At 70.4% G+C, this 24,024-nt stretch carries 21 protein-coding genes and 7 pseudogenes; 5 read left to right on the top strand and 23 right to left on the bottom strand.

The features are described 5' to 3' along the window. Positions 1 to 22: 22 nt before the first annotated feature. From ACWDR4_RS04805 to ACWDR4_RS04790, 4 genes are all read right to left on the bottom strand, one after another. Positions 23 to 814 (bottom strand): ABC transporter permease subunit, encoded by a 792-nt coding sequence (locus ACWDR4_RS04805; protein WP_450403879.1) that lies wholly within the window; start codon positions 812 to 814, stop codon positions 23 to 25. Further along, entirely contained in the window at positions 811 to 1,728 is a 918-nt protein-coding gene (locus tag ACWDR4_RS04800; protein WP_450403876.1) for an ABC transporter ATP-binding protein, read from the bottom strand. The genes ACWDR4_RS04805 and ACWDR4_RS04800 overlap by 4 nt, the downstream gene beginning before the upstream one ends. 122 nt (positions 1,729 to 1,850) lie before the next feature. Next, a complete protein-coding gene (locus tag ACWDR4_RS04795) occupies positions 1,851 to 2,519 on the bottom strand; it encodes a response regulator (RefSeq protein ID WP_450403875.1) in 669 nt (222 codons plus the stop codon). Beyond that, complete coding sequence (locus ACWDR4_RS04790; protein WP_450403873.1) at positions 2,516 to 3,706, bottom strand: sensor histidine kinase; 1,191 nt, start codon at positions 3,704 to 3,706, stop codon at positions 2,516 to 2,518. The genes ACWDR4_RS04795 and ACWDR4_RS04790 overlap by 4 nt, the downstream gene beginning before the upstream one ends. Positions 3,707 to 3,844: 138 nt before the next feature. On the opposite strand from ACWDR4_RS04790, the gene ACWDR4_RS04785 reads away from it, so the two are divergent. After that, positions 3,845 to 4,408: a dihydrofolate reductase family protein gene (locus ACWDR4_RS04785; protein WP_450403870.1), complete on the top strand. Its 564-nt coding sequence runs from the start codon at positions 3,845 to 3,847 to the stop codon at positions 4,406 to 4,408. Positions 4,409 to 4,482: 74 nt separating this feature from the next. Here the strand turns inward: ACWDR4_RS04785 and ACWDR4_RS04780 are convergent, their stop codons facing one another. The 4 genes from ACWDR4_RS04780 to ACWDR4_RS04765 all read right to left on the bottom strand — a co-directional run bounded on the left by ACWDR4_RS04780 (position 4,483) and on the right by ACWDR4_RS04765 (position 7,932). Continuing rightward, positions 4,483 to 5,196 (bottom strand): anti-sigma factor family protein, encoded by a 714-nt coding sequence (locus ACWDR4_RS04780; protein WP_450403868.1) that lies wholly within the window; start codon positions 5,194 to 5,196, stop codon positions 4,483 to 4,485. Continuing rightward, the gene (locus ACWDR4_RS04775) at positions 5,193 to 5,768 is read right to left on the bottom strand and encodes a sigma-70 family RNA polymerase sigma factor (RefSeq protein WP_450403865.1); all 576 of its coding nucleotides are present in this window, start codon (positions 5,766 to 5,768) and stop codon (positions 5,193 to 5,195) included. Before ACWDR4_RS04775 ends, ACWDR4_RS04780 begins: the two co-directional genes overlap by 4 nt. 76 nt (positions 5,769 to 5,844) lie before the next feature. Next, the gene (locus ACWDR4_RS04770; RefSeq protein WP_450403864.1) at positions 5,845 to 6,780 is read right to left on the bottom strand and encodes a DUF1996 domain-containing protein; all 936 of its coding nucleotides are present in this window, start codon (positions 6,778 to 6,780) and stop codon (positions 5,845 to 5,847) included. A gap of 174 nt (positions 6,781 to 6,954) precedes the next feature. Continuing rightward, a complete protein-coding gene (locus ACWDR4_RS04765; protein ID WP_450403861.1) occupies positions 6,955 to 7,932 on the bottom strand; it encodes a CHRD domain-containing protein in 978 nt (325 codons plus the stop codon). Between the two features lie 171 nt (positions 7,933 to 8,103). Between ACWDR4_RS04765 and ACWDR4_RS04760 the strand changes: the two genes are divergently transcribed. From ACWDR4_RS04760 to ACWDR4_RS04750, 3 genes are all read left to right on the top strand, one after another. Further along, positions 8,104 to 8,586: a COG4315 family predicted lipoprotein gene (locus ACWDR4_RS04760; RefSeq protein ID WP_450403859.1), complete on the top strand. Its 483-nt coding sequence runs from the start codon at positions 8,104 to 8,106 to the stop codon at positions 8,584 to 8,586. A gap of 261 nt (positions 8,587 to 8,847) precedes the next feature. After that, positions 8,848 to 9,846 carry an SCO0930 family lipoprotein gene (locus ACWDR4_RS04755; protein WP_450403856.1) on the top strand — a complete coding sequence of 333 codons (999 nt, stop codon included), beginning with the start codon at positions 8,848 to 8,850 and terminating at the stop codon, positions 9,844 to 9,846. A 175-nt stretch (positions 9,847 to 10,021) separates the two neighbouring features. Continuing rightward, on the top strand, positions 10,022 to 11,053 hold the full coding sequence (locus tag ACWDR4_RS04750; protein ID WP_450404059.1) for a threonine ammonia-lyase: 1,032 nt from the start codon (positions 10,022 to 10,024) through the stop codon (positions 11,051 to 11,053). Positions 11,054 to 11,356: 303 nt separating this feature from the next. Here ACWDR4_RS04750 and ACWDR4_RS04745 read toward each other — a convergent pair. The 3 pseudogenes from ACWDR4_RS04745 to ACWDR4_RS04735 form a co-directional block, all read right to left on the bottom strand. Continuing rightward, positions 11,357 to 11,518, bottom strand: a pseudogene (locus ACWDR4_RS04745) (polyketide synthase); the annotation flags it as partial. 31 nt (positions 11,519 to 11,549) lie between these two features. After that, a pseudogene (locus ACWDR4_RS04740) lies at positions 11,550 to 11,795 on the bottom strand (thioesterase II family protein); the annotation flags it as partial. A gap of 46 nt (positions 11,796 to 11,841) precedes the next feature. Next, positions 11,842 to 12,964, bottom strand: a pseudogene (locus tag ACWDR4_RS04735) (IS256 family transposase). Between the two features lie 374 nt (positions 12,965 to 13,338). On the opposite strand from ACWDR4_RS04735, the gene ACWDR4_RS04730 reads away from it, so the two are divergent. Beyond that, positions 13,339 to 15,309, top strand: a complete 1,971-nt coding sequence (locus ACWDR4_RS04730; protein ID WP_450403855.1) for a potassium transporter Kup — start codon at positions 13,339 to 13,341, stop codon at positions 15,307 to 15,309. 95 nt (positions 15,310 to 15,404) lie between these two features. Here ACWDR4_RS04730 and ACWDR4_RS04725 read toward each other — a convergent pair. The 12 genes and pseudogenes from ACWDR4_RS04725 to ACWDR4_RS04670 form a co-directional block, all read right to left on the bottom strand. Next, positions 15,405 to 15,506: pseudogene (locus tag ACWDR4_RS04725) on the bottom strand (cation transporter); the annotation flags it as partial. A gap of 14 nt (positions 15,507 to 15,520) precedes the next feature. Next, on the bottom strand, positions 15,521 to 15,943 hold the full coding sequence (locus ACWDR4_RS04720) for a hypothetical protein (protein WP_450403853.1): 423 nt from the start codon (positions 15,941 to 15,943) through the stop codon (positions 15,521 to 15,523). Continuing rightward, positions 15,940 to 16,207: pseudogene (locus tag ACWDR4_RS04715) on the bottom strand (hypothetical protein); the annotation flags it as partial. The gene ACWDR4_RS04720 and the pseudogene ACWDR4_RS04715, both read right to left, overlap by 4 nt. A 225-nt stretch (positions 16,208 to 16,432) precedes the next feature. Further along, positions 16,433 to 16,771 (bottom strand): annotated as a pseudogene (locus ACWDR4_RS04710) (aminoglycoside phosphotransferase family protein); the annotation flags it as partial. Positions 16,772 to 16,836: 65 nt separating this feature from the next. Further along, a pseudogene (locus ACWDR4_RS04705) lies at positions 16,837 to 16,980 on the bottom strand (NAD(P)-dependent oxidoreductase); the annotation flags it as partial. A gap of 109 nt (positions 16,981 to 17,089) precedes the next feature. After that, on the bottom strand, positions 17,090 to 17,404 hold the full coding sequence (locus tag ACWDR4_RS04700; protein WP_450403851.1) for a hypothetical protein: 315 nt from the start codon (positions 17,402 to 17,404) through the stop codon (positions 17,090 to 17,092). Continuing rightward, positions 17,401 to 18,072 carry a sigma-70 family RNA polymerase sigma factor gene (locus ACWDR4_RS04695; RefSeq protein WP_450403849.1) on the bottom strand — a complete coding sequence of 224 codons (672 nt, stop codon included), beginning with the start codon at positions 18,070 to 18,072 and terminating at the stop codon, positions 17,401 to 17,403. Before ACWDR4_RS04695 ends, ACWDR4_RS04700 begins: the two co-directional genes overlap by 4 nt. Further along, positions 18,069 to 19,661, bottom strand: a complete 1,593-nt coding sequence (locus ACWDR4_RS04690) for an ATP-binding cassette domain-containing protein (RefSeq protein ID WP_450403847.1) — start codon at positions 19,659 to 19,661, stop codon at positions 18,069 to 18,071. Before ACWDR4_RS04690 ends, ACWDR4_RS04695 begins: the two co-directional genes overlap by 4 nt. Further along, entirely contained in the window at positions 19,658 to 21,391 is a 1,734-nt protein-coding gene (locus tag ACWDR4_RS04685; protein WP_450403845.1) for an ABC transporter ATP-binding protein/permease, read from the bottom strand. Before ACWDR4_RS04685 ends, ACWDR4_RS04690 begins: the two co-directional genes overlap by 4 nt. Further along, the gene (locus ACWDR4_RS04680) at positions 21,378 to 21,608 is read right to left on the bottom strand and encodes a hypothetical protein (protein ID WP_450403843.1); all 231 of its coding nucleotides are present in this window, start codon (positions 21,606 to 21,608) and stop codon (positions 21,378 to 21,380) included. Before ACWDR4_RS04680 ends, ACWDR4_RS04685 begins: the two co-directional genes overlap by 14 nt. Further along, positions 21,605 to 22,606 carry a cytochrome d ubiquinol oxidase subunit II gene (locus ACWDR4_RS04675; protein WP_450403841.1) on the bottom strand — a complete coding sequence of 334 codons (1,002 nt, stop codon included), beginning with the start codon at positions 22,604 to 22,606 and terminating at the stop codon, positions 21,605 to 21,607. Before ACWDR4_RS04675 ends, ACWDR4_RS04680 begins: the two co-directional genes overlap by 4 nt. Next, entirely contained in the window at positions 22,603 to 24,021 is a 1,419-nt protein-coding gene (locus ACWDR4_RS04670; protein WP_450403839.1) for a cytochrome ubiquinol oxidase subunit I, read from the bottom strand. The genes ACWDR4_RS04675 and ACWDR4_RS04670 overlap by 4 nt, the downstream gene beginning before the upstream one ends. Positions 24,022 to 24,024: the final 3 nt, after the last annotated feature.

Genomic DNA, 24,024 nt, shown 5'->3' with positions numbered 1-24,024 from the left:
ACCCCCTCAGAAAGCTGTGGGATCAGGCATCCCGCCTGCGCAAGGCCATGGCGGCCGGCACGAGCAACGCCGTCGTGCAGCCCGCGACGAGCAGCAGGGACGGCCAGGGGCCGAGGCTGCCGACGGTCTCCGGGGTCGCGTCCGAGGTCTGGGTGAGTTTCTGCAGGGCGGCCGTCGGTGAGAGGCCCGCGACCCAGCGCTGGGCGTCGCCGAAGAGCGGCCCGAGGAGGGACGGGAGGAGCAGCAGGCCGATGACGGCGGTGACGGCGCCCGCCGAGTGGCGTACGAGGGTGCCGACCGCCAGACCGAGCAGCGCGGCCACCGCGAAGGAGGCGGCGACGCCGAACAGGGCGGGCAGCGGCTCCCCTTGGGCGTACGTGCCGTCTTCGAGCATCGCGTCGCCGACGAGGTAGGCGAGTGTGCAGGAGGCCAGTGCCAGGACGTAGGTCAGGCCCGTGAGCAGCGTCGCCTTCGCGGCCAGCACGGTGGCGCGGCGCGGGGTGGCGGCGAAGGTGGTGCGGATGCTGCCGCTGCCGTACTCGCCGGTGATCAGCAGTGCGCCGACGACCGCGGCGAGCACCTGGGCGATGACCGAGAGGGTCAGGCCGGCGCCGAGCACCGTGTCGTCCGGCCGCAGGCTCCCCGTCACCGCGACGAACACCGCGCCCAGCACGGGAACGACGGCGGTGGCGACGGTCGTCCAGACCAGGGAGCGCACGCTGCGGAACTTGATCCACTCGTGCGCGAGCGCCTGCGGAAGACCGGCCCGTGTCTGCATGGGGATGGGGGTGGGGGTGGCAATGGGGGTGGTCATCGGACAGCCTCCTGCTGTGTCCGGTACTCGGTCGAGTCGCGGGAGAGGGTCGTGTAGACCTCCTCCAAGGAGGAGTGCGCGGGGGCGAGTTCGTGAACGGCGAGGCTGTGATCGCGAGCCAGGTCGCCGATGGCGGCGGCGTCGAGGCCGTCCACGCGCCAGCCGCCCCGGGCGTCGGGGCGTACGGTCGCACCCCTGGCCTCCATCAGGTCCCGGAGCCGTCCCGGTTCCGGGGAGCGGACGAGCACGTGAGCGCGGGAGTTGGCCTCGATGAAGTCCCGCACACTCGTGTCGGCCAGGAGTCGGCCCCGGCCGATCACGATCAGGTGGTCGGCGGTCAGCTCCATCTCGCTCATCAGATGGCTGGAGAGGAAGACCGTACGGCCTTGTGCGGAAAGGGACTTCAGCAGCGTGCGGATCCAGCGGACGCCCTCGGTGTCGAGGCCGTTGACGGGCTCGTCGAGGATCAGCACCTCCGGGTCGCCGAGCAGTGCGGCGGCGATGCCGAGCCGCTGGCCCATCCCGAGCGAGAAGCCCTTGACCCGCCGCCCGGCCACCTCGGTCAGACCGGTCAGGTCCAGGACCTCGGCGACCCGGCGGCGCGGGATGCGGTTGCTCGCCGCCAGTCCGGTCAGGTGCTGGTGAGCCGTGCGTCCGCCGTGCACGCCCTTGGCGTCCAGCAGCGCGCCGACCGTGCGCAGGGGCGCGGGCAGTTCGGCGTACCGTCGGCCCGCCACGGTCACGGTGCCCGCGGTGGGCGCGTCGAGGCCGAGGACGAGGCGCAGGGTGGTGGACTTTCCGGCGCCGTTCGGGCCGAGGAAGCCGGTCACCCGGCCGGGCCGGACGGTGAATGTCAGTCGGTCGACGGCGGTCCGGCCGCCGTAACGTTTCGTGAGGTCGCGTGCTTCGATCATGCCGACGACGATAGGAAGCCCGGACGATCCGGACATCCACCGCCGGGAGTCGGCCGCTACTCCCACGGGAGTAGCCATCGTCGGCCCCGGTCGAAGGACGCCGAGGGGCCGCGCTCACCCGCTCAGCCTTCCCCCGGCCTGACCAGTCCCGTCTCGTACGCCAGTACCACCAGCTGCGCCCGGTCCCGTGCCCGGAGCTTGGTCATCGCGCGGCTCACATGGGTTTTCGCGGTGAGCGGGCTCATCAGCAGCTCCCGGCCGATCTCCTCGTTGCTCAGTCCGGCCGCGACCAGCGCCATCACCTCGCGCTCCCGGTCGGTGAGCACGGCCAGCCGCTCGGCACCCGCCGCCTCGGGGCCCTTCAGCCGGGCGAACTCCTCGACCACCGAGCGGGTCACGGCCGGGGCGAGGAGGCTCTGTCCGGCGGCGACCGTACGGATCGCCGCCCGCAGTTCGTCCGGCTCGATGTCCTTCAGCAGAAACCCGGCCGCCCCGTACCGCAGCGCCTCGAAGACGTAACCGTCGACCTGGTACGTGGTGAGCATGACCACGCGTACGCCGTCCAGGGCGGGGTCGGCGGCGATGCGACGCGTGGCCTCGATGCCGTCGACGCCGGGCATGCGGATGTCCATCAGGACGACGTCGGGCCGGGTCAGCCGCACCGCTTCCACGGCCTGCCGCCCGTCGGCCGCCTCCGCGACCACCACCAGGTCGTCGGTCAGGTCGAGCAGAGCGCGGAAGCCCGCCCGTACGACGGTCTGGTCATCCGCAAGCACCACCCGCACCTTCATGATCGCTCCCCTCCGTCGCCGCCGCTGGCCGGCAGTTCGGCCCGCACCCGGAACCCGCCGCCGGGCACCGACCCGTAGTCGATCGTGCCTCCGGCTGCCGCTGCCCGCTCCCGCATCCCCACCAGCCCGAAGCCACCGCCGGTCGGTGACGGTGACGGTGACGGCGGGCCGTCGTCGACGACCTCCACCATCAGCCGGCCGTCCCGCCGGACGACGGACACCGTCGCGTGCCGGGCACCGGAATGCTTGACCACGTTCGTCAGCGCCTCCTGCACGATCCGGTACACCGCCAGCCCCACCACCGACGGCACCCCGTCCGGCTCTCCCTCCCGCCGGAGCGTGATCTCCACATCGCCGCCGGCGAACCGGTCGATCAGCTCGGCGAGCCGCTCGAGCCCCGGCGCCGGTTCCACCGGGTCATCCTCCGGCGCGCGCAACACGGTGAGGGTGGCCCGTAGCTCCCGTACCGCCTCCTTGCCCGCCTCCCGTACCTGCCGCATCGCCGCCCGGGCCACCTCGGGCCGCACGTCGAACGCGTCCAGCGCGACGCCCGCCTGCACGGTCATCGCCGTGACCGTGTGCGCGACGACGTCGTGCAGCTCGCGGGCGATCCGCACCCGCTCCTCGTGCACCCGGCGGGCCGCCTCCCGCTCCCGGTCCTCCTCCGCGCGGGCGGCCCGGGCGGCGTACTCGTCCTGCAACTGCCGCCGCGTACGCACCACTTCACCCAGGAGCAACGGCACCAACGGCCACAGCATCTCCAGCACCGCCAGACCCTGCGGGTTGACCACGTCGTTGCCCACCCAGAGCGCGACCGCGCCCGACGTGAGGGAGGCGATCAGCCCGGTCCGCACCGTTCGGCGACGGTCGCCCCGTACCGCGACCGAGTACAGCGCCACGATCACCGGCAGGTTCAGCAACTCCCCGATGTGCCCGTACAGCGCCCAGCCGGCGCAGGCCGCACCCGTCACCACCGCGACCGCCACCGGCCACCGCCGCCGCCACACCAGGGCAATGAGCGAGACCGCCAGCAGCAGCCAGGTGAACCAGTCCGCCTGGCGGTACTCCGGGTCGTTCGACCACGCGTCCAGCCCGGTGAACCAGGCGACCACGGCCACCACGAGCAGATCCACGGACCTGGGCGAAAGGTCCCGCATCCGGGCGGCGAGGCGGTCGAAGGACGTCACCTGCACACCGTACGAGCGGCAGTGCCCGAGCGCGTACGACAGCGGGAGTACCCGCGTCCAGGGGATTCCGCGAGTCGCGATGAGTTCTGCGGCGCCGGGCGGTCGTACTGTCGAACCCGTTACCGAGGAGGACCTCTGATGCGCAGCGTGACCTATTCGATGAGCGTTTCACTTGACGGCTACATCGTCGGGCCGGACGGCGGCTTCGACTGGGCGATGCCCGACAAGGAGGTCTTTCGCTTCTGGATCGACGAGATCCGAGACGTCGGCGTCCACCTGATGGGACGACGGCTGTACGAGACGATGCTGTACTGGGAGACCGCCGACCAGGATCCCTCGCTCGGCGAGGCGGAACTCGAGTGGATCGCGCTCTGGAATCCGCTCCCGAAGGTGGTGTTCTCCACCACGCTGTCGGCGGTGCAGGGAAACGCACGCCTGGCCTCCGGCAGCGTCGCGGAGGAGATCGCGCGGTTGCGGGCCGAGCCGGGGGAGGGCGAGATCGCGATCGGCGGGGCGACTCTCGCCGCGGAGGCTGCCGCGTCGGGTCTGATCGACGAGTACCGGACCATGGTCTACCCGGTCCTGGTCGGCGGCGGCATTCCCTACTTTCCCCGGCACGAGCGCCGGGTGGACCTCGAACTCGTCGAGACCCGCACCTTCAACTCGAAAGTCGTCTATCTCCGCCACCGCGTGACGCGCTAGGTGAAGTGGTTACCGGGATGACGGTCAGGTAGGCGGGGCGTGCGGCGGGATCCGTCTCCGGATCCCGCCGTGTCTCAGAGTTCGACCGCCACGTACTCCTTGCCCCGGTCGTTCTCGACCACGACCTTCGCGACGTCGTCGACCCGTACGGCCGCGGAGCCGTCGAGGTTGGCGCCCTTGGCCTCGTCGGCGACGAGCCAGCTGCCGGCGACTTCGCGGGTGCCGTCCTTGGCCACCACGATCAGGCGGCACCGCTCCCCCGCCGGGATGCCCTTGACGGAGGCGTTGACCCTGACCCAGGCGGCGGCCGGGGTCACCCGCACCGTCATCCGGCTCCCGGTGGCGGCGCTGGTCGCCGAGCCCACCTCGGTACCGGCGGGCGGTGCGGCCGGGACGGAGGCCGAAGGCGGAGCCGGCACCGCCTCCGAAGTCGTCCCGCCGCCGAGGGACTGGCCGATCAGTACGCCGCCACCCAGCACGGCCGCCGCCGCGACGGCCGCCACCGCGGACAGCACCACCCGTCGTCGCCGCTCCACACCCGTGCGTTCACTGCGAGCCTGTCGCAGCGTGCGCTGCAGCAACAGGTCCCCGCCCTCCGGCGGACCGTCGAGGAACGCCTCCGGCGGCACCTCACCCAGCGCGGCCTGCATCTCACGCAACCCGTCCAGTTCGTCCCCGCAACGCGGGCACGACTCCACATGCTCGTCGATGGCCCGCACCTCCCGCTCGTCGAGCGTGCCGAGGACGTAGGCACCGAGCAATTCGCTGTCGTGCTGCCGAACGCTCATACCGCCACCTCCTTCAGTGCGACGAGCTTCGCTGTTCTTGGTTTGTCCCTGTACATGTCCCGTAATGCTTTCAGGGCGTAGTGCGACCGGGACTTGACGGTCCCGGGCGGTATCCCCAGAGTCTCGGCCGCCTCGTTGACGCTCCTGCCCTGGAAGTAGATCTCCCTCAGCACGTCCTGGTGATCCGGTGAGAGCCGGTCGAGGGCTTCCATGACGAGCATCGAGTTCACCACGGCCTCCGCGTGGTCCTCCTCAACCGGCGTGGTGGTGACGGACTCGGCGACCTCCGTCGGGCGCGAGGCCTTCGCCCGGTGCCGGTCCGTGACGATGTTGCGGGCCACGGTGAGCAGCCAGCCGCGCACCGAGCCCTTGCCGTTGACCAGCACGTCCGGATGCTTCCACGCCCGGATCAGCGTCTCCTGGACCACGTCCTCCGCTGCCGCGTGATCGCCGGTCAAGCGTTGCGCGTAGGCGAGGAGGGCTCTGCCGTGTTCCTCGTACAGCGCCCGGATCAGTGCCTCGTCACTTGCTCTCTGCTTGTTCCGAGTGCGGGACCACAGTGCCGCCGCCATCCACTTACTCCCGTCCTCTCCCTGACTGACACGTCCAACACGCATCCCCGAGGAGGTTGGTTCAATGTGGTCTGCGTCACTCGGGCCGGCAGTGGCGGCCCTCGTTGACGCAGGACACGAGCTGCTCCATCCGACGGTCCGTCATGACGTTGACGAACAGACCGTGGTCGGTGACCGGATCGCGCTTCTGCTCGGGGAAGGAGTCCACGGCGTAGCGCACATCGTGCGGGACGTCGTACGTGAGGGTGATCCTCAGCTGCGGTACGGCGAACGTGGCCCGTGGGCAGACACCGTTGGCGGCGGGGAACACCACGTGCGAGCGGTGGTCGGCGCTGTCGGTGGACAGGCCGTCCCAGCAGCTCGGGAAGTCCAGCGTGCGGGTCGGTCCGCTGCCCTCGGGGCACAGCGTGTACTGCACGGTGAAACGCTCCGCGTAGCCGGAGCAGCCCCACTGCGCATGCACGCGGCCGGGTTCGTTCACGGTCGCCGCCACCGGGTCCCCGGTCACCATCCGCAGGAACCGGGGCATGGCGACCACCTTGCTCGTCGGGCTGCCGCGGAACTCCACCCGGACCGAGGACGCCAGCAGGATCTCGCCGGTATTCCCGTCGATCCCGCCCCCTACGGCGTGCGCGTCGTCTCCGGTCCGGTCCAGCCGTCGCAGAACCGGCCAGTAGTACGTGGACCGGTCACCGCCCGCACAGGTGGTGGAGGCCGCGGCCAGACCCTCGTTGGTCGACAGGGCGTCGGTCACCACGTTCCCGACGTAGTCGTGCACGTGGTGGGCTCCGCCCGTCAGTCCCGGGGAGATCACGAGGTTGTCGGCGTTGCGATGACCGTTCTCGTTGCGTCCGCAGTCCTCGGTGAAGGATCCCTCGGAGGCGTCCGGTCCGTCGGCCGGGACGGCGGTGGCAGGAACCGCCTCGATGTCCACGTACCGGTCGGCCGACGGTGACGCGGGTGCCGACGCGGTGTGGCCGCCGGGGCCGAAGACCCCCACGGCCAGAGCCACGCACACACCGAGCACCACAGGCACAACTACCTGTAAGAACCGGCCTCTTGAGCGGAGGAATCGAATCCACACGCGATGAGCGTCCCAGCAACGTCCAGACCAATCAAGCCTGCCCTTGAGCCGTGAGGTCTTGTTGGCGGTTCCGGTTCCTGACCGGTCGTCAGGAGCCGGCGGTCAGTGGAAGAGCTGGCCGCGCACCGCCCCGTCGGGGAACTCGGCGGTGTGCAGATTGGCGTAGAACCCGGTCGGGCGCTTCTTGAGCTGCTTGAGGACCGCGGTGTCCGCCACCGTGACGGAGCCCGAGAGGGCGAAGATGTTCTGCGGCACGGGTGTCGTGAACAGCGGCACCTTCACGGCGCCGTTCTTCCCCAGCACGCCTTCGTGGATGTGGCCCGCGACCGGAGCCGCGATGTTCACCCAGGCCAGGGAGTAGCCCACCGAGCGACGTCCGGGGTGCAGGAACGCCACCGCGTGACCGTCCCGGTCGCCCACCGCCTTCGGGTCCTCGGCCGGGACCTCCTGGCTGCCGTCGGCGAGGGCGCGCAGGCTGCCGCCCCTGATGATGGCGAGCGGGTTGATCGCCCGGCCCGTCGGCTTCAGCTGGCCGCGCACCGCTCCGCCGGGGAACTCCGCGCTGTGCAGGTTGACGTAGAAGCTGCCCGGGTCGGTGCGCAGCCGCTCGGCCAGCGCGGCGTCGTCGACGGAGGTCTGGCCCGCCGCCGAGTCCACCCCGGCGGGCATGGCGGTGGTGAACAGTCCCGTCCTGACGGCCCCGTTGACGCCGGCCCCGCCCTCGTGGACGTGACCGAGCGTCGGCGCGCCGATGCCCTGCCAGCTCAGCGCGAAGGTGACCCGGTCGCCCTTGACCTTGACGAGGGCGACGGCCTGACCGTCCTGGTCGCCGACCGCCGGGCCACCCTGCGTGGGCACTTCCTGTGCGCCGTCCAGCCGCGCCACCAGCGATACGGTCCGGGCCTTCGCCGAGACCGCCGACAGGGTTTTCGTGGCCGGGGTGGAGGCGGAGCCGGTGTGCCCGGTATGACCCGTGTGGCTGTCGTGTGCGGCGGCCGGGACGGTGGCGGCACCGGCGAGCGTACCCGCGGCCAGTACGACGGCCGAGGCGGCCGAGACGAGGGCGGAATTCCTGCGCATTTTCTTGGACCTTTCCGAGTGCGGGTGTTGCTTCGAGCACCCAGCACACGGCCACGGCGGTACGGAGGTTCAGAGAAATTCCGATTGAACCCGTCACGCCGGATGCACGTGTGGGAATCCGCGACGCCCTTTCACGGGGCAGCCACGACGACGACAAGGACGGTCGACATCATGCGCGCACGGATCACTCTGGCGGCGATTCCCCTGACCCTGCTGGCCCTGACCGCCTGCGGCGGAAACACGGAGGGCGCGGCGTCGGACACGCCCGCGAGCCCCTCCCCCCAGGGTTCCGGGCAGACCGTGAAGGTGACCGGCTCCGACCTCGGCGACATCCTGGTCGACCAGGACGGCCGTACGCTCTACGCCTTCACCAAGGACAAGGCGGGCACCAGCAACTGCGACGCCGACTGCATCGCCGTCTGGCCCGCGCTGACGGGCTCGGCCAAGGTGGCCGCAGGTCCCGGCGCCGACACGAAGCTGCTGGCCACGGCCGCCAGCGCCGGTGGCGCGGTGCAGGCCAGCTACGGCGAATGGCCGCTCTACTACTACGTCGGCGACGCCTCCCCCGGTGACGTCAACGGGCAGGGCCTGGACAGTGAGTGGTTCGTGCTGGGCGCGGACGGCAAGCTCGTCCGTGAGGGCGCCGGGCAGTAGGAGCAGGGCCGCGCCTGGTGCGCGGCGGCTGAAAAAATCTTCGAGAGAACCTTCAGGGGATTGAACCCCCTTCCCGCACAGGCCGTGTTGACGGCAGCAGCGGAAGACCGACTGACCGACCGCGCCGGATGCGCCGTCGGAATTGCACCGCTGAAGCGGATGTCCGTCGACGGGGCGGATGTTCCGCAATTCGCGGAAACCCACGAAAACGGGAGCGCGCTCCGCCGCGCCGAAATTCAGAAACGGAAGAGGGAAACAGTCATGCGCAAGTGGCAGGGAATTTCGGTGGCGGTGACGGTGTCGGCGGCGGCGATCGTGTTCACGGCCGGCTGCGGGCCCCAGCAGGACGACGCGGCCAAGCCCGCGGCTGCCGCGCTGAGCGCCTCCCCGAGCACAGGCGCGAAGGCTCCAGCGGGGGCGGCCGACGGCCTGGCGCAGCTGCAGGCTTCGGCGCCGGGCAAGCTCGGCATCTTGGACAACGACACGTTGGGCCAGGTTCTCACCGACAGTGCGGGCTTCACCTTCTACCGCTTCGACAACGACACGGCCAAGCCCTCGCGGTCCACGTGCGACGGGGACTGCGCCAAGACCTGGCCGCCGGTCCCGGCAGGCGACGCCTCGGCGGCCGAGGGCATGGACCCGGCGCTGCTGGGCGAGGTCACCCGCACCGACGGAACCAAGCAACTCACCGTCGCGGGCTGGCCGATGTACCGGTACGTCAAGGACACCCAACCGCGCCAGGCCAACGGCCAGGGCGTGGGCGGCACTTGGTTCGCCGCGGCTCCCGACGGCACGAAGGCTGCCGCCGCGGGCGCGGATGCGGATGCGGATGCGGGTACGGGCACGGGCACGGGCACGGGGGATGGCTACGGCAGTGGCGCCGGTGCCGAGCAGACCGAGGCGCTCCCGCCGCTGTCCACCGTCGGCAACGCCGAGTTGGGCGACATCGTCCGCGACGGCAAGGGCCGTACCCTGTACCGCTTCACCAAGGACACCGACTGGCCGATGAAGTCCAACTGCGTCGACGCCTGCCTGGACAAGTGGAAGCCCGCCAAGCCGGTCGACGTCAACTCCGTCGAGGGCATCGACCCCAAGCTCCTGAGCACGTACACCCGCCCCGACGGAGGAACCAAGCAGCTGGCCCTCGACTGCTGGCCGCTGTACTGGTTCACCGGCGACCAGACCCCCGGTGACACCAACGGCCAGGGCGTGGGCGGCACTTGGTTCGCGGTCAAGGCGGACGGCAGCCTCGCGAAGTAGCGGTACCCGCATCGGACGACAAGGGGTGGTTCCCACCGGGAGCCACCCCCAGCCGTGCCCCCTCGCGGCGCGGCGGCTACACGAGCGTGGTGCAGGCCGGCGCGCCGGTGTCATGGCCGGGGCCGATCCGGTCGTCCCGGTCCACGCCGACGAGCGCGATCCAGGCCCGGCCGTCATGGACGACGCACCAGCACTGGTGGCGCTACGCTGCTGTGTCGTGCAGGAGACGCGTCTCGACACCGCTCGGATCCGGGCGGCCCGCCGGCTGATCGACCCGGTCTTTCTCAACACTCCGTTCTACCGCTGCGAGGCGCTGGAGCCCGACCTCGGGTGCGCGGTCAGCATCAAGCTCGAAACGGCGAACCCGGTCCGCAGCTTCAAGGCCCGTGGCACCGAGGTGATCGCGAGCCTGCTTGCCGACAAGGGCTCGCGAGCCGTGGTGTGCGCGAGCGCGGGCAATCTTGGGCAGGCCCTCGCGTGGTCCGGTCGCGGCCGGGGGCTCGATGTCACCGTCGTGGCATCCCGTTTCGCGACCCGGGCCAAGCTTGACCGTATCCGCGCGTTGGGCGCCGGGCTGGAGTTGGTGGACGGCGACCACGAGCTGGCTCGCGAGCGGGCGGCGGCGATCGCACGGCACGAGGGCATCCGGCTGGTCGAGGACAGCCTGGACATCGAGACCTGCGAAGGTGCGGCGACCATCGGCCTGGAACTGGTGGACCCAGTGGGCATGGCGCCGACGTTCGACACCGTCCTGATCGCTCTCGGCGGCGGGGCACTGGCCACCGGCGTGGGTCATGTGGTGAAGGCCCTGGCACCCGAGGTCGAGGTGATCTGCGTCCAGCCGCTGGGCGCACCGGCACTGACACACTCGTGGCACCAGCGCCGTGTCGTCACCACCGACTCGACCGACACGATCGCCGACGGCGTCGCCGGCCGGTATCCCATCCCGGCCGTCCTGGACGACCTCCTGCTGGTCGCCGACGACGCCGTCCTGGTCCAGGAGGCGTCGATCATCGCCGGAATGCGGATGCTCCTCGACCACACCGGCCTCGTCGTCGAACCCTCGGCCGCGCTCGGCATCGCGGCGGTCCTCGAAGACCGTGACCGCTTCGCCGGCCGACACGTCGCCACCGTCGTGTGCGGCAGCAACGTCGACCTGGACGCCTACCAGCGCTGGATCGGCACGGCCCCCGTCCACAGGCCCTGACAACGACTCGCCGCCGACGCCGTCCTCCGCTCGCCGGGGCTCTGCCACCCATATCCTGCCCCGCTCGCGAGGACACGTGACGACCGGATCGCCGGACCGGCACGCTGGTAGCGGGGCGTTTCCAGAAGCTGGAGAGCGTCGGCCGGCGCTACGACGAGGTTCCTCGCGCCTGCCCGCTGCCCCACGTACCCCTGATCGCTGGAGCCGCCCCGGCGCCGTTCCGCGAGCGATCCAGGATCTGCTCGACACCTGACGGGCAGGCGTCGGAGCGCTGGAGGCCGATTCGTACCCGCCCGTCAAGCCCGACCAGTCCACCGCAGGCGAAGGCGCATCCACATGGAGCGTGCGGGGCAGCAGCTCGTGCCGCATCGCCATCACCATCTTGATCACACCCGCCACACCTGCAGCCGCCTGCGTATGCCCCAGATTCGACTTCACCGCCCCCAACCACAACGCACGCCCATCCCAGGGAGATTGCGCCCCGCCCGGAGACGAACAGGGCGCTCGGCCCCCGCAGTCCGTGCCGCTCGAATCTGCGGAACAGCTCGAAAGCGACGACCGCACCCATGCTGTGGCCGAACACGGCCAGTGGTGCATCGTCGGCGGCCGTGGGGCGCAGTGCCTCGAAGACATGGTCCGTGAGCAGGTTGAGATCGGTCATCGCCGGTTCCCGCAACCGGTCCTGGCGGCCGGGGTACCGCACCCCCACCACCTCGATGTCGGGACTCAGCAGAGCCTGCAGCGGCCGGATATACCCGGCGGCGATGGTGTCCCGCCGAGTGGTGTAGTCACTGGCCGAGCTGATCCGGTTGCTGTTCTGGAGGTAGCCGGCGTTCGCTGTCGGCCGGTTTGGTGGTGAGGAGTTCGGCCATGGAAGCTTCGGAGAGGTAGCGGCGGTCGAAGACCTGCCATTCGTCGTGGAGTTCGGCCAGGACCGCGGCGGCGAGACGGTCCAATGCGGCGGGGTTGGGGAAGACCTGGACGACGCGGCCCTGCGTTTGACCTCCCGGTTCAGCCGTTCCAGGGGGTTGGTGGACCAGATCTTCTTCCAGTGCGCCGGCGGGAAGTCCGCGAACGCGGTGATATCTGTCGCGGCGTCCAGCAGCATGTGCTTGACCTGGGGAAATTGGCGTCCGAGCATGTCGGCGACCACGTTCAGCTGGGTGCGGACGGCTTCGCCGGTGGTCTGCGCGAAGATGGTGCGGATGGTGGCTGCGACCATCTCTCCCGAAGCCTTTTCGATCACGCCGAAGACGTCTCGGACGAAGTGAACTCGACACCTTTGCCAGGCCGAGCCGAGGAAGACGGTGCGGATCGCGGCCACCAGTCCGCTGTGGCTGTCGGAGATGACCAGTTGGACGTTGTCCAGGCCGCGGGCTCGCAGCGAGCGCAGGAACTTTGTCCAGAACGGCTTCGATTCGCTGTCGCCGACCATCACTCCGAGGATCTCGCGGTGTCCGGTGGCGGAGATGCCGGTCGCGATGACCACGGCCTGCGAGACGATCCGGTGGTTGACGCGGGCCCGGTGTCGGCGCCGAGTGCGTTGACCAGGTCGTCGACCGAGCGGGTGGAGACGCCGTGCACGTATGCCTCCATCACCACGGCGAACAGGGCCCGGTCGATGCGCCGGCGCCGCTCCAGCAGCGAGGGGAAGGACGACCCGGTCCGCACTTTGGGGATCTTCAGGTCGAGGTCGCCTGCCTGGGTGGTCAGCAGCCGCTCGCGGTGCCCGTTGCGCCAGGTGGTGCGCGTCTCGGAGTGCTCGCCCCGGGCGGTACCGATGGCTTCGGTCGCCTCGGCCTCGATGAGTTCTTGCAGGATGCGCTCGCACAGCATCCTGATCGTCTCAACTCCGTCGGCCGTACGTAGTGACTGAAGCAGCTGCATCAGGCCAGACTGGGACAAGGCCATCGTGCGCTCCTCCGGTTGAACTGCCCGTTCACCAGGGAGACTTGCGCGATGGCCTGCTCTTGTTCAGGGAGCACTCACCCACAGCCGATGCACGCCCCGGGCGGACACCCGCGCGTTCACGACCCTTGACGGACTGCACCACTCGGCGGGACACCATCCCGGCGGCCCCGCCCACGAACGGCAGACACACCAACCTGACCCGGCATCGCCCATACCCACGGCATCCCGTTCACCGCGAGCGTCACGTCGTGGGTGTCCTGACGCCACTCAGAACGAAACAGCACCCCCTACAGGTGGTCACGCCAGGGGGTCGGTATCGTCCGCCCCTATGCCCCTGGTCCGCAGCTCAGCGGACGGCACGGAGGAGGAGCACCATGGCCGGTCGACGGCAGGGAACCGAGTCGGACGACGGATCCGCGCCGCGGGCACCGGAGACCCGTCCGACGAGCACGCACGACTCGGTGCGCCTCGCGGTGATCATCGGTGCTCTCGGTGTGGTCTTCGGCGACATCGGCACCAGCCCGATCTACACCCTGCAGACGGTGTTCAACCCCGACGACCCGCACCCCGTCCCAGTCACCACGGACAACGTGTACGGGGTGGTGTCGCTGGTGTTCTGGTCGGTGATGATCATCGTCACGGTCACCTATGTGCTGCTGGCGATGCGCGCCGACAACGACGGTGAGGGCGGCATCATGGCGCTGATCACCCTGTTGCGGCGGTGGAGTTCACAGCGTGGGCGTCGAGGCGCCGTCGTCCTGACCGCGCTCGGCATCTTCGGCGCGTCCCTGTTCTTCGGTGACAGCATGATCACCCCGGCGATCTCGGTGCTGTCCGCGGTGGAAGGACTCAAGATCGTCGAGCCGTCACTGGACAGCGCGGTCGTGCCGATCACCGCGGTGATCATCGTGGGGCTGTTCCTGGTGCAGCGCCGGGGAACCGCGGCGGTGGGCAGGGTGTTCGGGCCGGTCATGATCGTCTGGTTCGTGGCCATCGGCGCGTGCGGTGTCGCCGGCATCGCCGACCGTCCGGGCATCCTCAGGGCACTGTCACCGACGTACGCGCTGAGCTTCCTGTTCGGCCATTGGGGCACCGCCTTCTTCGCCCTGGCCGCGATCGTGCTCGCGGTCACCGGCGCCGAGGCGCTCTACGCCGACATGGGGCACTTCGGCCGCCGGGCGATCACCCGGGGCTGGCTGTTCCTCGTACTGCCCGCCTGCGTTCTGAGCTACCTGGGCCAGGGCGCGCTGATTCTCGACGATCCGGACAACGTCAGCAGCCCGTTCTTCCTGCTCGTGCACGGCTGGGGGCGCTGGCCGATGGTCATCCTGGCGACGGCGGCGACCGTGATCGCCTCCCAGGCGGTGATCACCGGCGCGTACTCGGTCGCCTCCCAGGCGGCCCAGCTCGGCTATCTGCCGAGGCTGCGCATCGCGCACACCTCCGAGTCCACCATCGGTCAGATCTACGTCCCCTGGATCAACTGGCTGCTGATGGTCTCGGTGCTCACCCTGGTCTTCGCCTTCCGCACCTCCGCCGCGCTGGCCTACGCGTTCGGCATGGCGGTCACCGGGACCATCACCATCACCACCCTGCTGTTCTTCTATGTCGCCCGTGCCAAGTGGGGTACACCCCGGTGGCTGCTCGTCGTCGGCGGTGGCGTGCTCCTCCTGGTGGACCTGCTGTTCGTGGCGGCCAACATGACCAAGCTCGTCCACGGCGCGTGGCTGCCGCTGCTGATCGGCGTCACCGCGTTCACCGTCATGACGACCTGGCAGCGCGGCCGCGACATCGTCACCGCGGAACGAGCGCGCCAGGAGGGCCCGCTGCCCGAGTTCATCGACCATCTCCGCGCGGGGCAGGAGCCGACGCTCCGGGCGCCCGGCACGGCCGTCTTCCTGAACCGGGACAAGGAGACCGCACCGCTGGCCATGCGGGCCAACGCCAAGCACAACCACGTGCGGCACGACCAGGTCGTGATCCTGTCCATCGGGACCGAGCCGGTGCCCCGCGTCCCGGCCGAGGAGCGGATCGTCGTCGACGACCTCGGGTGCGCCGACGACGGGATCATCCACGTCACCGCTCGGTTCGGCTACATGGAGATCCCGGACGTGCCCGGCACACTGGCCATGCTCGACCCGGCCCAGACCGAGGGGCCGCTGCAACTCGACCAGGCGTCCTACTTCCTGTCGAAGATCGAGCTGCGTCGCGGGAAGGCCCCGACGATGGCGCCCTGGCGCAAGCGGCTGTTCATCGCCACCTCCTACATCACGGCCGACGCCGCCGAGTACTTCAGCCTGCCCCGCGACCGCACGGTCATCATGGGCTCGCACATCGAGGTGTAGGCGCACCGGACACCGAGGGGCGGGTACGAAGTCGGACGACACCCGCACCCAAAGCACCTCCGTCGGCAGCGGGCCCGTTCGGTGTGCGTGGACGGTCAGTCGCAGCCGGGGCCGCAGCCGCCCGCCCCGCTGCCGACGGCTGCGGTCGTGGCGGGCGGGGCACAGCAGCCCTTGCCCTGCCAGGCGTCGCGGCCTTCTCCCGGAGACCTGATCAGAGCTTCAGCGGCCCGTATGTGCCGTCCTGGAAGGTGAAGATCGTCGGCTCGGCGTCGCACTCTTCGCGAAAGTATCCGCCGAAACCGGGTTCTTCGACGTGGGGTGCGAGCAGATCCAGGATGGTGACGAGCTCTCCCATCTCGTCATCGAGCCAGTAGTTGCGGCTGAACAGTCCCCATACGTGGATTTCGCCGCCCGCCACGAAGCCTCGGGACTGGCGCCGCAGGGAGGCGAAGTCTCCTCCGGGCAGGCGGCCGTCCGGGTCCGGAGCGAGCAATGGACAGGTGTGCTCCTCGGCGCCAAGCCCCGCCGGGCGCTCGGGGGCCAGCCCGAGGTGCCATCGCAGGGCTTCCAGGACTGTGTCGGGCGTGTCGTCCCGAAGAAAGCACGTGAAGACAACTTCGAAGTGCAGGCTCACGGGGCCGTATTCTGCCCGGTGCCACTGACAGGCCCGGGATCGCTTCGTTGTGGTCTTGCTTGGTCGCGTTCGGCGATGGTCTCGGATCGTCTGACGGTTTTGCCCACGTCGTTGTGGTTGGCGGGGCGCTTGCTCTTCGAGCCGCCGGGCGGCCTACCCGGGCCGGGCTTGGTGGGTTTGGGCGCATGGACAGGACAGGCAGGTGAGGGCGGAGGTTCCTGAACCCTCGGCGGACCCGGCGGGGGTGAGTCGGCCGACCTCGGCACCGTAAGGAACACGCTTAGTTCCTGTGCTGAAAACCCTTGCTGCTCGTCGGCACGTCGGCCGGGGCTCCCAGTCGACACACCGGACGTACTCCTCGGCCAGCACCCGGGCGGACCGCAGGAGATCGGCACGGCTCCCCGGCACCACCGGGCTCTTGAGGAGCAGATGGTCGACGCAGAAGGCGAGGTCGAAGGCCGGGTCGCCGTACCAGGCGCACTCGGCGTCCAGCAGCACCGGCCCGGACCGTCCGACGAGGATGTTCTTGGGACTGACGTCACCGTGCACCAGGGCCAGGTGTGTCGTGGCCGTGCGGGCGGCCAGGCCCTGGAGGGTGGTGCTCAGTCCGGGGTGCGCGGCAGCGGTGGCCAGCAGGTACGGCTCGATGCGCAGCGCGTGGAAGTTGTCGTCGGTGGCGAACTCCGCGGCAAGGGCGGGTTCGCCCGCGCTCGCCGCGTGCAGGATGCAGAGCAGCTCCCCAACGGCCGCCGCGGTCTCCACCCGCCCCTCGCCGTCCAGCAACCGCGCCTTCCACACGGGGTAGTGCTCGGGCGGCAGGAACGCCATCGCGAAGACGCCGGCTCGGGGTCGTGGGCCAGGATCCGGCAGTCGAACGCGCCGAGCTTGCGCACGGTGGCGCGTCCGATGCGGCCGTGTCCGACGACGCCGCAGGTCAGCGTCGACAGGCGGCGCAGCCGGGCGCCGGCGGGGTTCCAACGGCCAGCGCGGACTTCCCGGTCGGACACGGCCAGCCCCCACGTCCAGGCCAGCACCATGCCGACGGTGTGGTCGGAGACCTCCTCGACGCAGGAGTCCGGCACGTTGGTCGCCCACACACCACGCTCGGTGGCGGTGACCACGAGGGCGATCCGGCGCAGCCGCCGATCAGCGGCCCCCGCCGGCCGAGGTTGTCGCTGACGGGCCGATGACGATCTGGCCGACGACCACGCCCACCGGGAAGGCCGTGAGCGTCGGCTGAATGGCGGGGCTGCTGGTGTGCAGCGCGCGGCTCATCGCCGGGAAACCGGGTATGTACATGTCGATGGCGAGCGGGCCCACGGCCGTCAGGCAGGCGAGCACCGCGAGGAGACCCCGTGCACGCCGGGCCTGCCGAGGTGTGGATCGGGCATGGTTTCCCGCCGGGTCGGCCACGGACGCGGAACCCGTGGCGCCGCGAGGGAGGATCTTCCGGATGGTCATGCGTGGCCACATCGCTTCCGCTCACCGCTCCCGAAGCGGCCCGCCGGGACGAGCCGGTGCTCACGGGCATAGCCCTCCAGCAGCGAGCGCAACCGACCGCGCCCCCGGTGCAGCCGGGACAGCACGGTGCCGACGGGGGTCCGCATGATGTCGGCGATCTCCCGAACGGTGAAGCCCTCGACGTCGAAGAGGTACACGACGATGCGGAAGTTCTCGGGGATGGCCCTCAGCGCTACCTCGACGTCCGCGTCGGGAAGGTGGTCGAGCGCCTCGGATTCGGCCGTACGCAGGCCGGTGGAGGTGTGCGACTCGGCACGGGCCAGCTGCCAGTCCGCTGGCTCCGCCGTGCCGTCGTACTGCGGCCGACGCCGTTGGCTGCGACGGGAGTTGAGGAAGGTGGTCGTGAGGATGCGGTACAGCCACGCCTTGAGATTCGTGCCCTCGCGGAACTGGTGGAACGAGGTGTAGGCCTTGGCGTACGTCTCCTGGACGAGGTCCTCGGCGTCGGCCGGATGGCCGGTCATGCGCAGGGCGGCCGAATAGAGCCCGCCGAGGAACGCGAGGGCGGGTTCAAAGCGGGCCTGGTGCTCCGCATCGGAGCGCGTCGGGACCTGTGCCCCTCGGACAGTGTTCTGGGCGGCTCCGGAGAGGGCTCGGATTGTGGTCATGACGCCTCCTGGGAGGTGTGGTCGAGCGGCAGCCGGGTCAGGTGTCCGGTCGGCTCGATGCAGGCCGGTATGTCGTGCAGGGCGAGGACGACGGTGGTGTCGGGCAGGTTCGTGAGGATGCCGAGTACATGTCGGGCGGTCCGGTCGTCCAGGCCCGTGGTGGGTTCGTCGACGATCAGTACGTGCGGGTGGCGGGCCAGGGCCCGGCCCAGGTAGACCCGGCGCAGCTCCCCGCCCGAGAGCTGTCTCCCACCAGGTCCGACGGGAGTTGTGGCGGTCAGTCCGCTGTCGTTCAGCCGCAGTTCGGCGAGGCGTTCGTCGATCTCGTCGTCGGTCAGGGCGGCGTCGGCGAGGCGCCAGTTGGATCCGAGGCTGCCGGTGAAGAGGTGGTCGTCCGCGGCGACGGCCACGACGGCGGGCCTGCCGTCGCGGCCTTCGGTCGCTTGCCGCAGCGATGAGGCGAGGGCTCGGAGCAGAGTGCTCTTGCCGCTGCCGGAGCGGCCGGTGACGACGAGCATCGCGCCCCGGGGCACGGTGGCGCCGAGGACACGCCCGGGCCGGAGAGCCATCGGCGGAAGAGGGTAGCCCGCGAAGCCGATGCCGTCCTCGGTGGACCATGACCGCATCTCCGGAACGGCGGTGTCGCTCGCGCTGTTCGGCGCGCTTGCCGTGAGCCTGTGGTGTGCGGCCTTCGCGGTGGCTCGGGCTTCGGTGGCGGTCGCCAGTTGCTCGGCCTGGACCAGCACGCCGAGGGACAGCAGGGCAACGAACACGAACGTGGGGGCGTCCGGTGCGCTGCCGGCGGCGGCCGTGGCGGTCAACGTGGCCGTGCCGATCAGGCCGGTGGCCAGCGTGGTCCGGTGCCTGCGCCTGCCGGAGACTTCCCGCGCGATGTCGAGTCGGGTGAACCTCGCCGTCGTACGCGCCGCCAACTGCTCGGCGGCGCCGAGCGATGCCAGCTCCGTCCAGGCGTCGACGGCGGTGACGAGTTCGGCGCGCAGCGCCTTGCGGGTGTGCTGCTCGACTTCACGCGCGGTGCCGGGCGTACGGTGGGCGATCACCGCCATGACGACGACACCGGCCGCGAGTACGGCGGCCGGCACGACGGACATGGACACCGCGACGGCGAGGACGGTGCCGGCGGTCAGTGCGGTGGTGACGGCGACGGGGGTCGTGACCTCGATCAGTGCCATCCCGGCGCTGTCGGCGTCAGCCATGCTGCGGTCGAGCAGTTCTCCCGACCACAGGCCATCCGCCTGTGCCCGGTCGGCGCCTGCGGCACGGTCGAAGAGGCCGGCCCGAGCGGTGGCGACCCGGCGCAGAGCGGCGGCGTGCAGGACCAGGCGCTTGCTGTAGTTGCCGGCGACGCGGGCCAGGGCGAACGCGCGCACACCGCCGCTGGGAGCGATGTAGGAGAAGGAGCTGACGGTGGCCGCCCCGGCGACGGCGCAGGCGCTGATGAACCAGCCCGAGAGCCCGAGCAGTCCGACGGAGGACAGTTCGGCGACGACCGCGAGCACCAACCCGCCCGCCGCAAGGGAACGCGCCCTCCCACCACGGTTGTTCGGGCTACGGCTGCTGCTGCTCATCGCGCGATCACCGGCCTCGCGTCGTGCAGGAGGCCGTCGTCGATCGCGAGCACGGTGTCGGCCGCTGCGGCCAGCGGGAAGGAGTGCGTGGCGATGACGACGGTGCAGCCGTCGGTGGCACGTCGCAGGGCCTCGACGACCTCGCGTTCGCTGTCCGCGTCGAGGTGGGCGGTCGGCTCGTCGAGCAGCCAGAGCCGGGCTCCGCGCAGAAAGGCGCGGGCGATGGCGATCCGGCGGGCCTCACCCGTCGACACACCCCAACCGCCCTCACCAAGACGGGTGTTCAGCCCCTCGGGGAGGCCCTCGACCACGGCGCCCAGTCCGGTGGCATCGACGGCCCGCCGGATCTGCTGCTCGGTGGCCTCCGGGCGGCCGAGGCGGATGTTGTCGCGGACGGTCGCGTCGAGTAGCACGGTCTGCTGTCCGACCCAGGCGCATCCGCCGAGCGCCGGCGCCTGCCGTACGGACGAGGTCTGCCACCGGACCGAGCCGGCCGACGGCCTACGCAGGCCGGCCATCAACGACAGCAGTGTGCTCTTTCCGGAGCCGGAAGCACCGGTGATCACGGTCCAGGTGCCCGGTGCGAACTCGGCGTCGGCACTGACGGTGTCGTGGTCGGCGTCGCCGTAGCGGAACCGGACGTCTGTCAGCGACACGCCGACCGGCTCGGTCAGCGGCGGACGGGCCGCCGGGATCACCTCGGCGGGGGTGTCCTGGACGATGCCGCGAATGACGCCGGCCGCGACCGTCGCGCGTTCCCGCTGGTGGAAGGCGGAGGCCCTGGCGCGCATCGGGGCGAAGTACATCGGACACACGAGCAGCACCAGCAGACCGGTGAACAGGTCGAGGCGTGGGGCGTGCGGCACCTGCACATAGCCGAGCAGCGACAGGCCGATGTAGGTGGCGTTCACCGCGATGGAGAACGTGATGACGATGTCCATGATCATCCCGGACAGGAAGGCGCGGCGCAGCACGCTCATCGTCGCCTTGTTCAGCTGCTCGGCGGCCGTGGTCAGGGTTCGGCCGCGTCGGCCGACCGCGCCCAGCTCGCGCAGGGTCCGCATGCCGCGGAAGCTGTCGAGGACGACGGCGTTCAGGCGCCGGGTCTCGGCCGACTGCCGGTCCGCGCCGTGCTGGGCGAACAGGCCCGCCAGGCGCATGTTGAGGGGCAGCAGCGCGGTGGTCAGGACGAGCACGATCGCGGCCGGCCAGTGCACCGCGGCCGTGACCGCCAGTGCGGCGAGCATGGACAGCGGTGCCGACCGGCGCAGTGGTGTGGTCTGCGCGTGGAAGTCGGCGACGTCGTCGGCGAGATCGACCATCGCCCACGCGGCCTCGGCCGGGCCGGTTTCGCTGATCCGCCCGGCGGTCGGCAGCAGAGCGCCCGTCAACTGCCGCCGCAGACCGGCCGCGACGGCACGTGCGCCCCGCTCGGCGAGCGTGTCGGCCGTCCAGCCCGCGGCCACCGCCGGCACGCTCGTGACGGCGAAAGCCACGAGGCCCCACGTCTCGTGCGCCGCGGCCCGGTCCATCACTGCCTGGGCCGTCCATGCCAGGGCGCCCCAGCGGGTGATCGTGAACAGCGTCTCCAGTGTCCGGAGGGTGCCCGACAGGCGGAACCACTGCCGTCCCGGCGCGGCGCATGCGGTGAGCCACGCGTCGTCGTCCTGCGGCATTCCGGCGGCGCCCGGCTCACTCGGCCCGTTCCCGTACATCTCATTCGTCGTCATGGGGGCGCCGCTCGTCGACGATCCACGCGATACCACCGGTCAGAGCGATCGCGATCATGCCCAGGGTGGTCAGCAGCTGCGAGTGGACCTGCGCGTAGCCACCGAACATCCCCTGGCAGACGAAGTAGGCGAACAGACCCAGCACGGTCCAGACGACCGCGGCGAGCAGGCGCAGCACGACGCGGACCGGCGTGGGGAGCGAGCTTCGGGTGGTCATGAGTGCGCTCCTGCGGTGTCGTGCTTTCCGGCGAAGGCCCGATGGGCGAACACGTTGTAGGCCAGCACCAGCGGCATGTTCAGGCCGATGCCCACGAGGATGAAGACCATCGTGGAGTGCGGGCCGACCGCGCTGTCGACAGTGAGGCCCAGTGGTAGGAGCACCGGGTAGCGGGCGACGCCCAGGGCGAGGAACACGGACACCGTCGCGATCACGAGCCCGCCGAGCGGCAGGGTGTCCGCCGCCCCGGACTGCCGCTTCCACGGAAACGTGACGAGTGAGGCGGCCGCTCCCCCGGCGGCGAACAACAGCAGGACGGCGAACGCGAAGGCGCGCCCCGGGCTGTCGAGGTTCAGCGGTGCCGCGGTGGTGTCGACAGTGACGAGGACGAGAACCAGCAGCACTCCCCCGGCCACCGTGGCGACCGCACCCCGTCGTCCCGCCGACTCCCGCAGCGACCCGGACGACTTGTGCTTGGTGTAGGCGTAGCCGAGAGCGGTGTACGCGGCCGTGACCGCGAGCCCTGACAGCACGCAGAACCAGCTGAAGGCCCCGAAGGCCGTCCCGGTGGACACGTCACCCCGCAGATGTACCGCGGAGGTCAGCGTCCCCAGGGCGAAGCCCTGCGCGAACGCGGCCAGCAGCGACGCCACGCCGAAGGCGGTGGTCCAGCGGGGAGCGGGCGGCGCCTGGGACGCCATCTCGACACTCACGCCGCGCACGACGAGAGAGAACAGCACCACGGTCATCGGCAGGTAGGCGTGCGGGAGGATCGTTCCGAAGGCCAGGGGGAAGCCCGCCCAGAGCGCGACGCCGAGCAGGATGAGCCAGGTCTCGTTGCCGTCCCAGCCCACCGCGACGGACTCCAGCATGTGCCGCCGGTGTGCGGGGTCGCGTTCGAAGAGCGTGGCGACGCCGACTCCGAGGTCGTAGCCGTCGAGCACGACGTACATCAGGAGACAGACGAGGACGGTCGCCGCCCAGAGAGTGGTGGTCATCGCGCCGCCACCTCCCGGGAGCCGATCTGTGCGGGAAGCTCCAGCGGTACGCCGTCCCTGGCAAGGCCGGTGTCCGGCAGGTTCTCCGGTGGAGCTTCCCGCCCGGGGTCGTCGCGTTCCGGGCCGATGCGCATGGTGCGGACGATGTAGGCGACGTAGGCGACCAGCATGATCAGGTAGAGCACGGAGAAGCCGATCACCGAGAACAGGACTTCGCCGGGTGCCAGCCGGGACACCGCGGCCGAGGTGCGGAGCTGCCCGAACACGATCCACGGTTGCCGTCCCGCCTCGGCGGTGACCCAGCCGCCGAGGATGGCGAGGATCCCCACCGGTGTCGTCCAGAGGACGAACCGGTGGAAGCGACGCGCGCTCCACAGGCGGTTACGCATGCGCAGGACCGTGGCGGCGAACGCCGTGCCGAACATCAGCACGGCCGCCAGGAACATGACGCGGAACCCCCAGAAGGTCGCGGCCATGTCGGGCCGGTCGGCTGCCGGGGTGAGCTTCAGGCCGGGCATGGCCGTCTTGCAGGTGAGGTCCTTGGCGATGTAGCTGCCGAGGCAGGGGATGTCGAGCTCGGCGATGTTCCGCGCGGCCTGCTGGTCCGGGACGGAGAACAGGACGAAGCCGGTGTTCCCGTTGTCCCAGTTGCCTTCGATCGCCTCCAACTTCGAGAGCTGGTACGGCAGTTCATGCCCGGCCACACCGTCGCCGAGGTAGAGCTGGACGGGCATCAGCAGCGCGGCAGTCCCGAGCGCGATCGACATCGAGCGGCGGGCGAAGCCCTTCGCGCGCCCCTTGACCAGGTACCAGGCCGAGATCCCGGCGACGAAGAAGCTCGCCGAGATCAGCACAGCGGCCAGCATGTGCGGCCAGCGCCAGATGAACGACGGGTTGAAGAGGACGCGCACCCAGTCCGTGGGCTCGAACTGGCCGTGGACGACCTTGAATCCGGCGGGTGTCTGCATCCACGAGTTCGCCGCGATGATCCACGTGGACGACAACACAGTGCCGACCGACACCATCACGGTGGACACGAACATCGTGCCCTTGCGGACGCGGCCGTCGCCGTAGAGCAGGACTCCGATGAAGCCTGCCTCGACGAAGAAGGCCGTCACGACCTCCATGCCGATGATCGGCCCGATGATGGGGCCCGTCTTCGCGCCGTACACGCCCCAGTTGAGGCCCATCTGGAAGGTGATGACAGCGCCGGCGACCACGCCTATCGCGAAGCCGACGGCGAAGATACGCCGCCAGAACCGGAACATCTGCAGGTAGACCGCCCTGTCCGTACGCCAGTACAGGCCGTAGACGACCGACAGGAAGATCGAGAGTCCGACCGTGATCGCCGGGAAGGTCATGTGGAACATCACGGTGATGGCGAACTGCCATCGCGACAAGTCGAGAAGACTCATCAC

The sequence above is a fragment of the Streptomyces sp. NPDC000878 genome (assembly GCF_053599695.1).
Note: the sequence above shows the minus strand (reverse complement) of the source record. Positions and strands in the feature narration are given on the sequence as shown.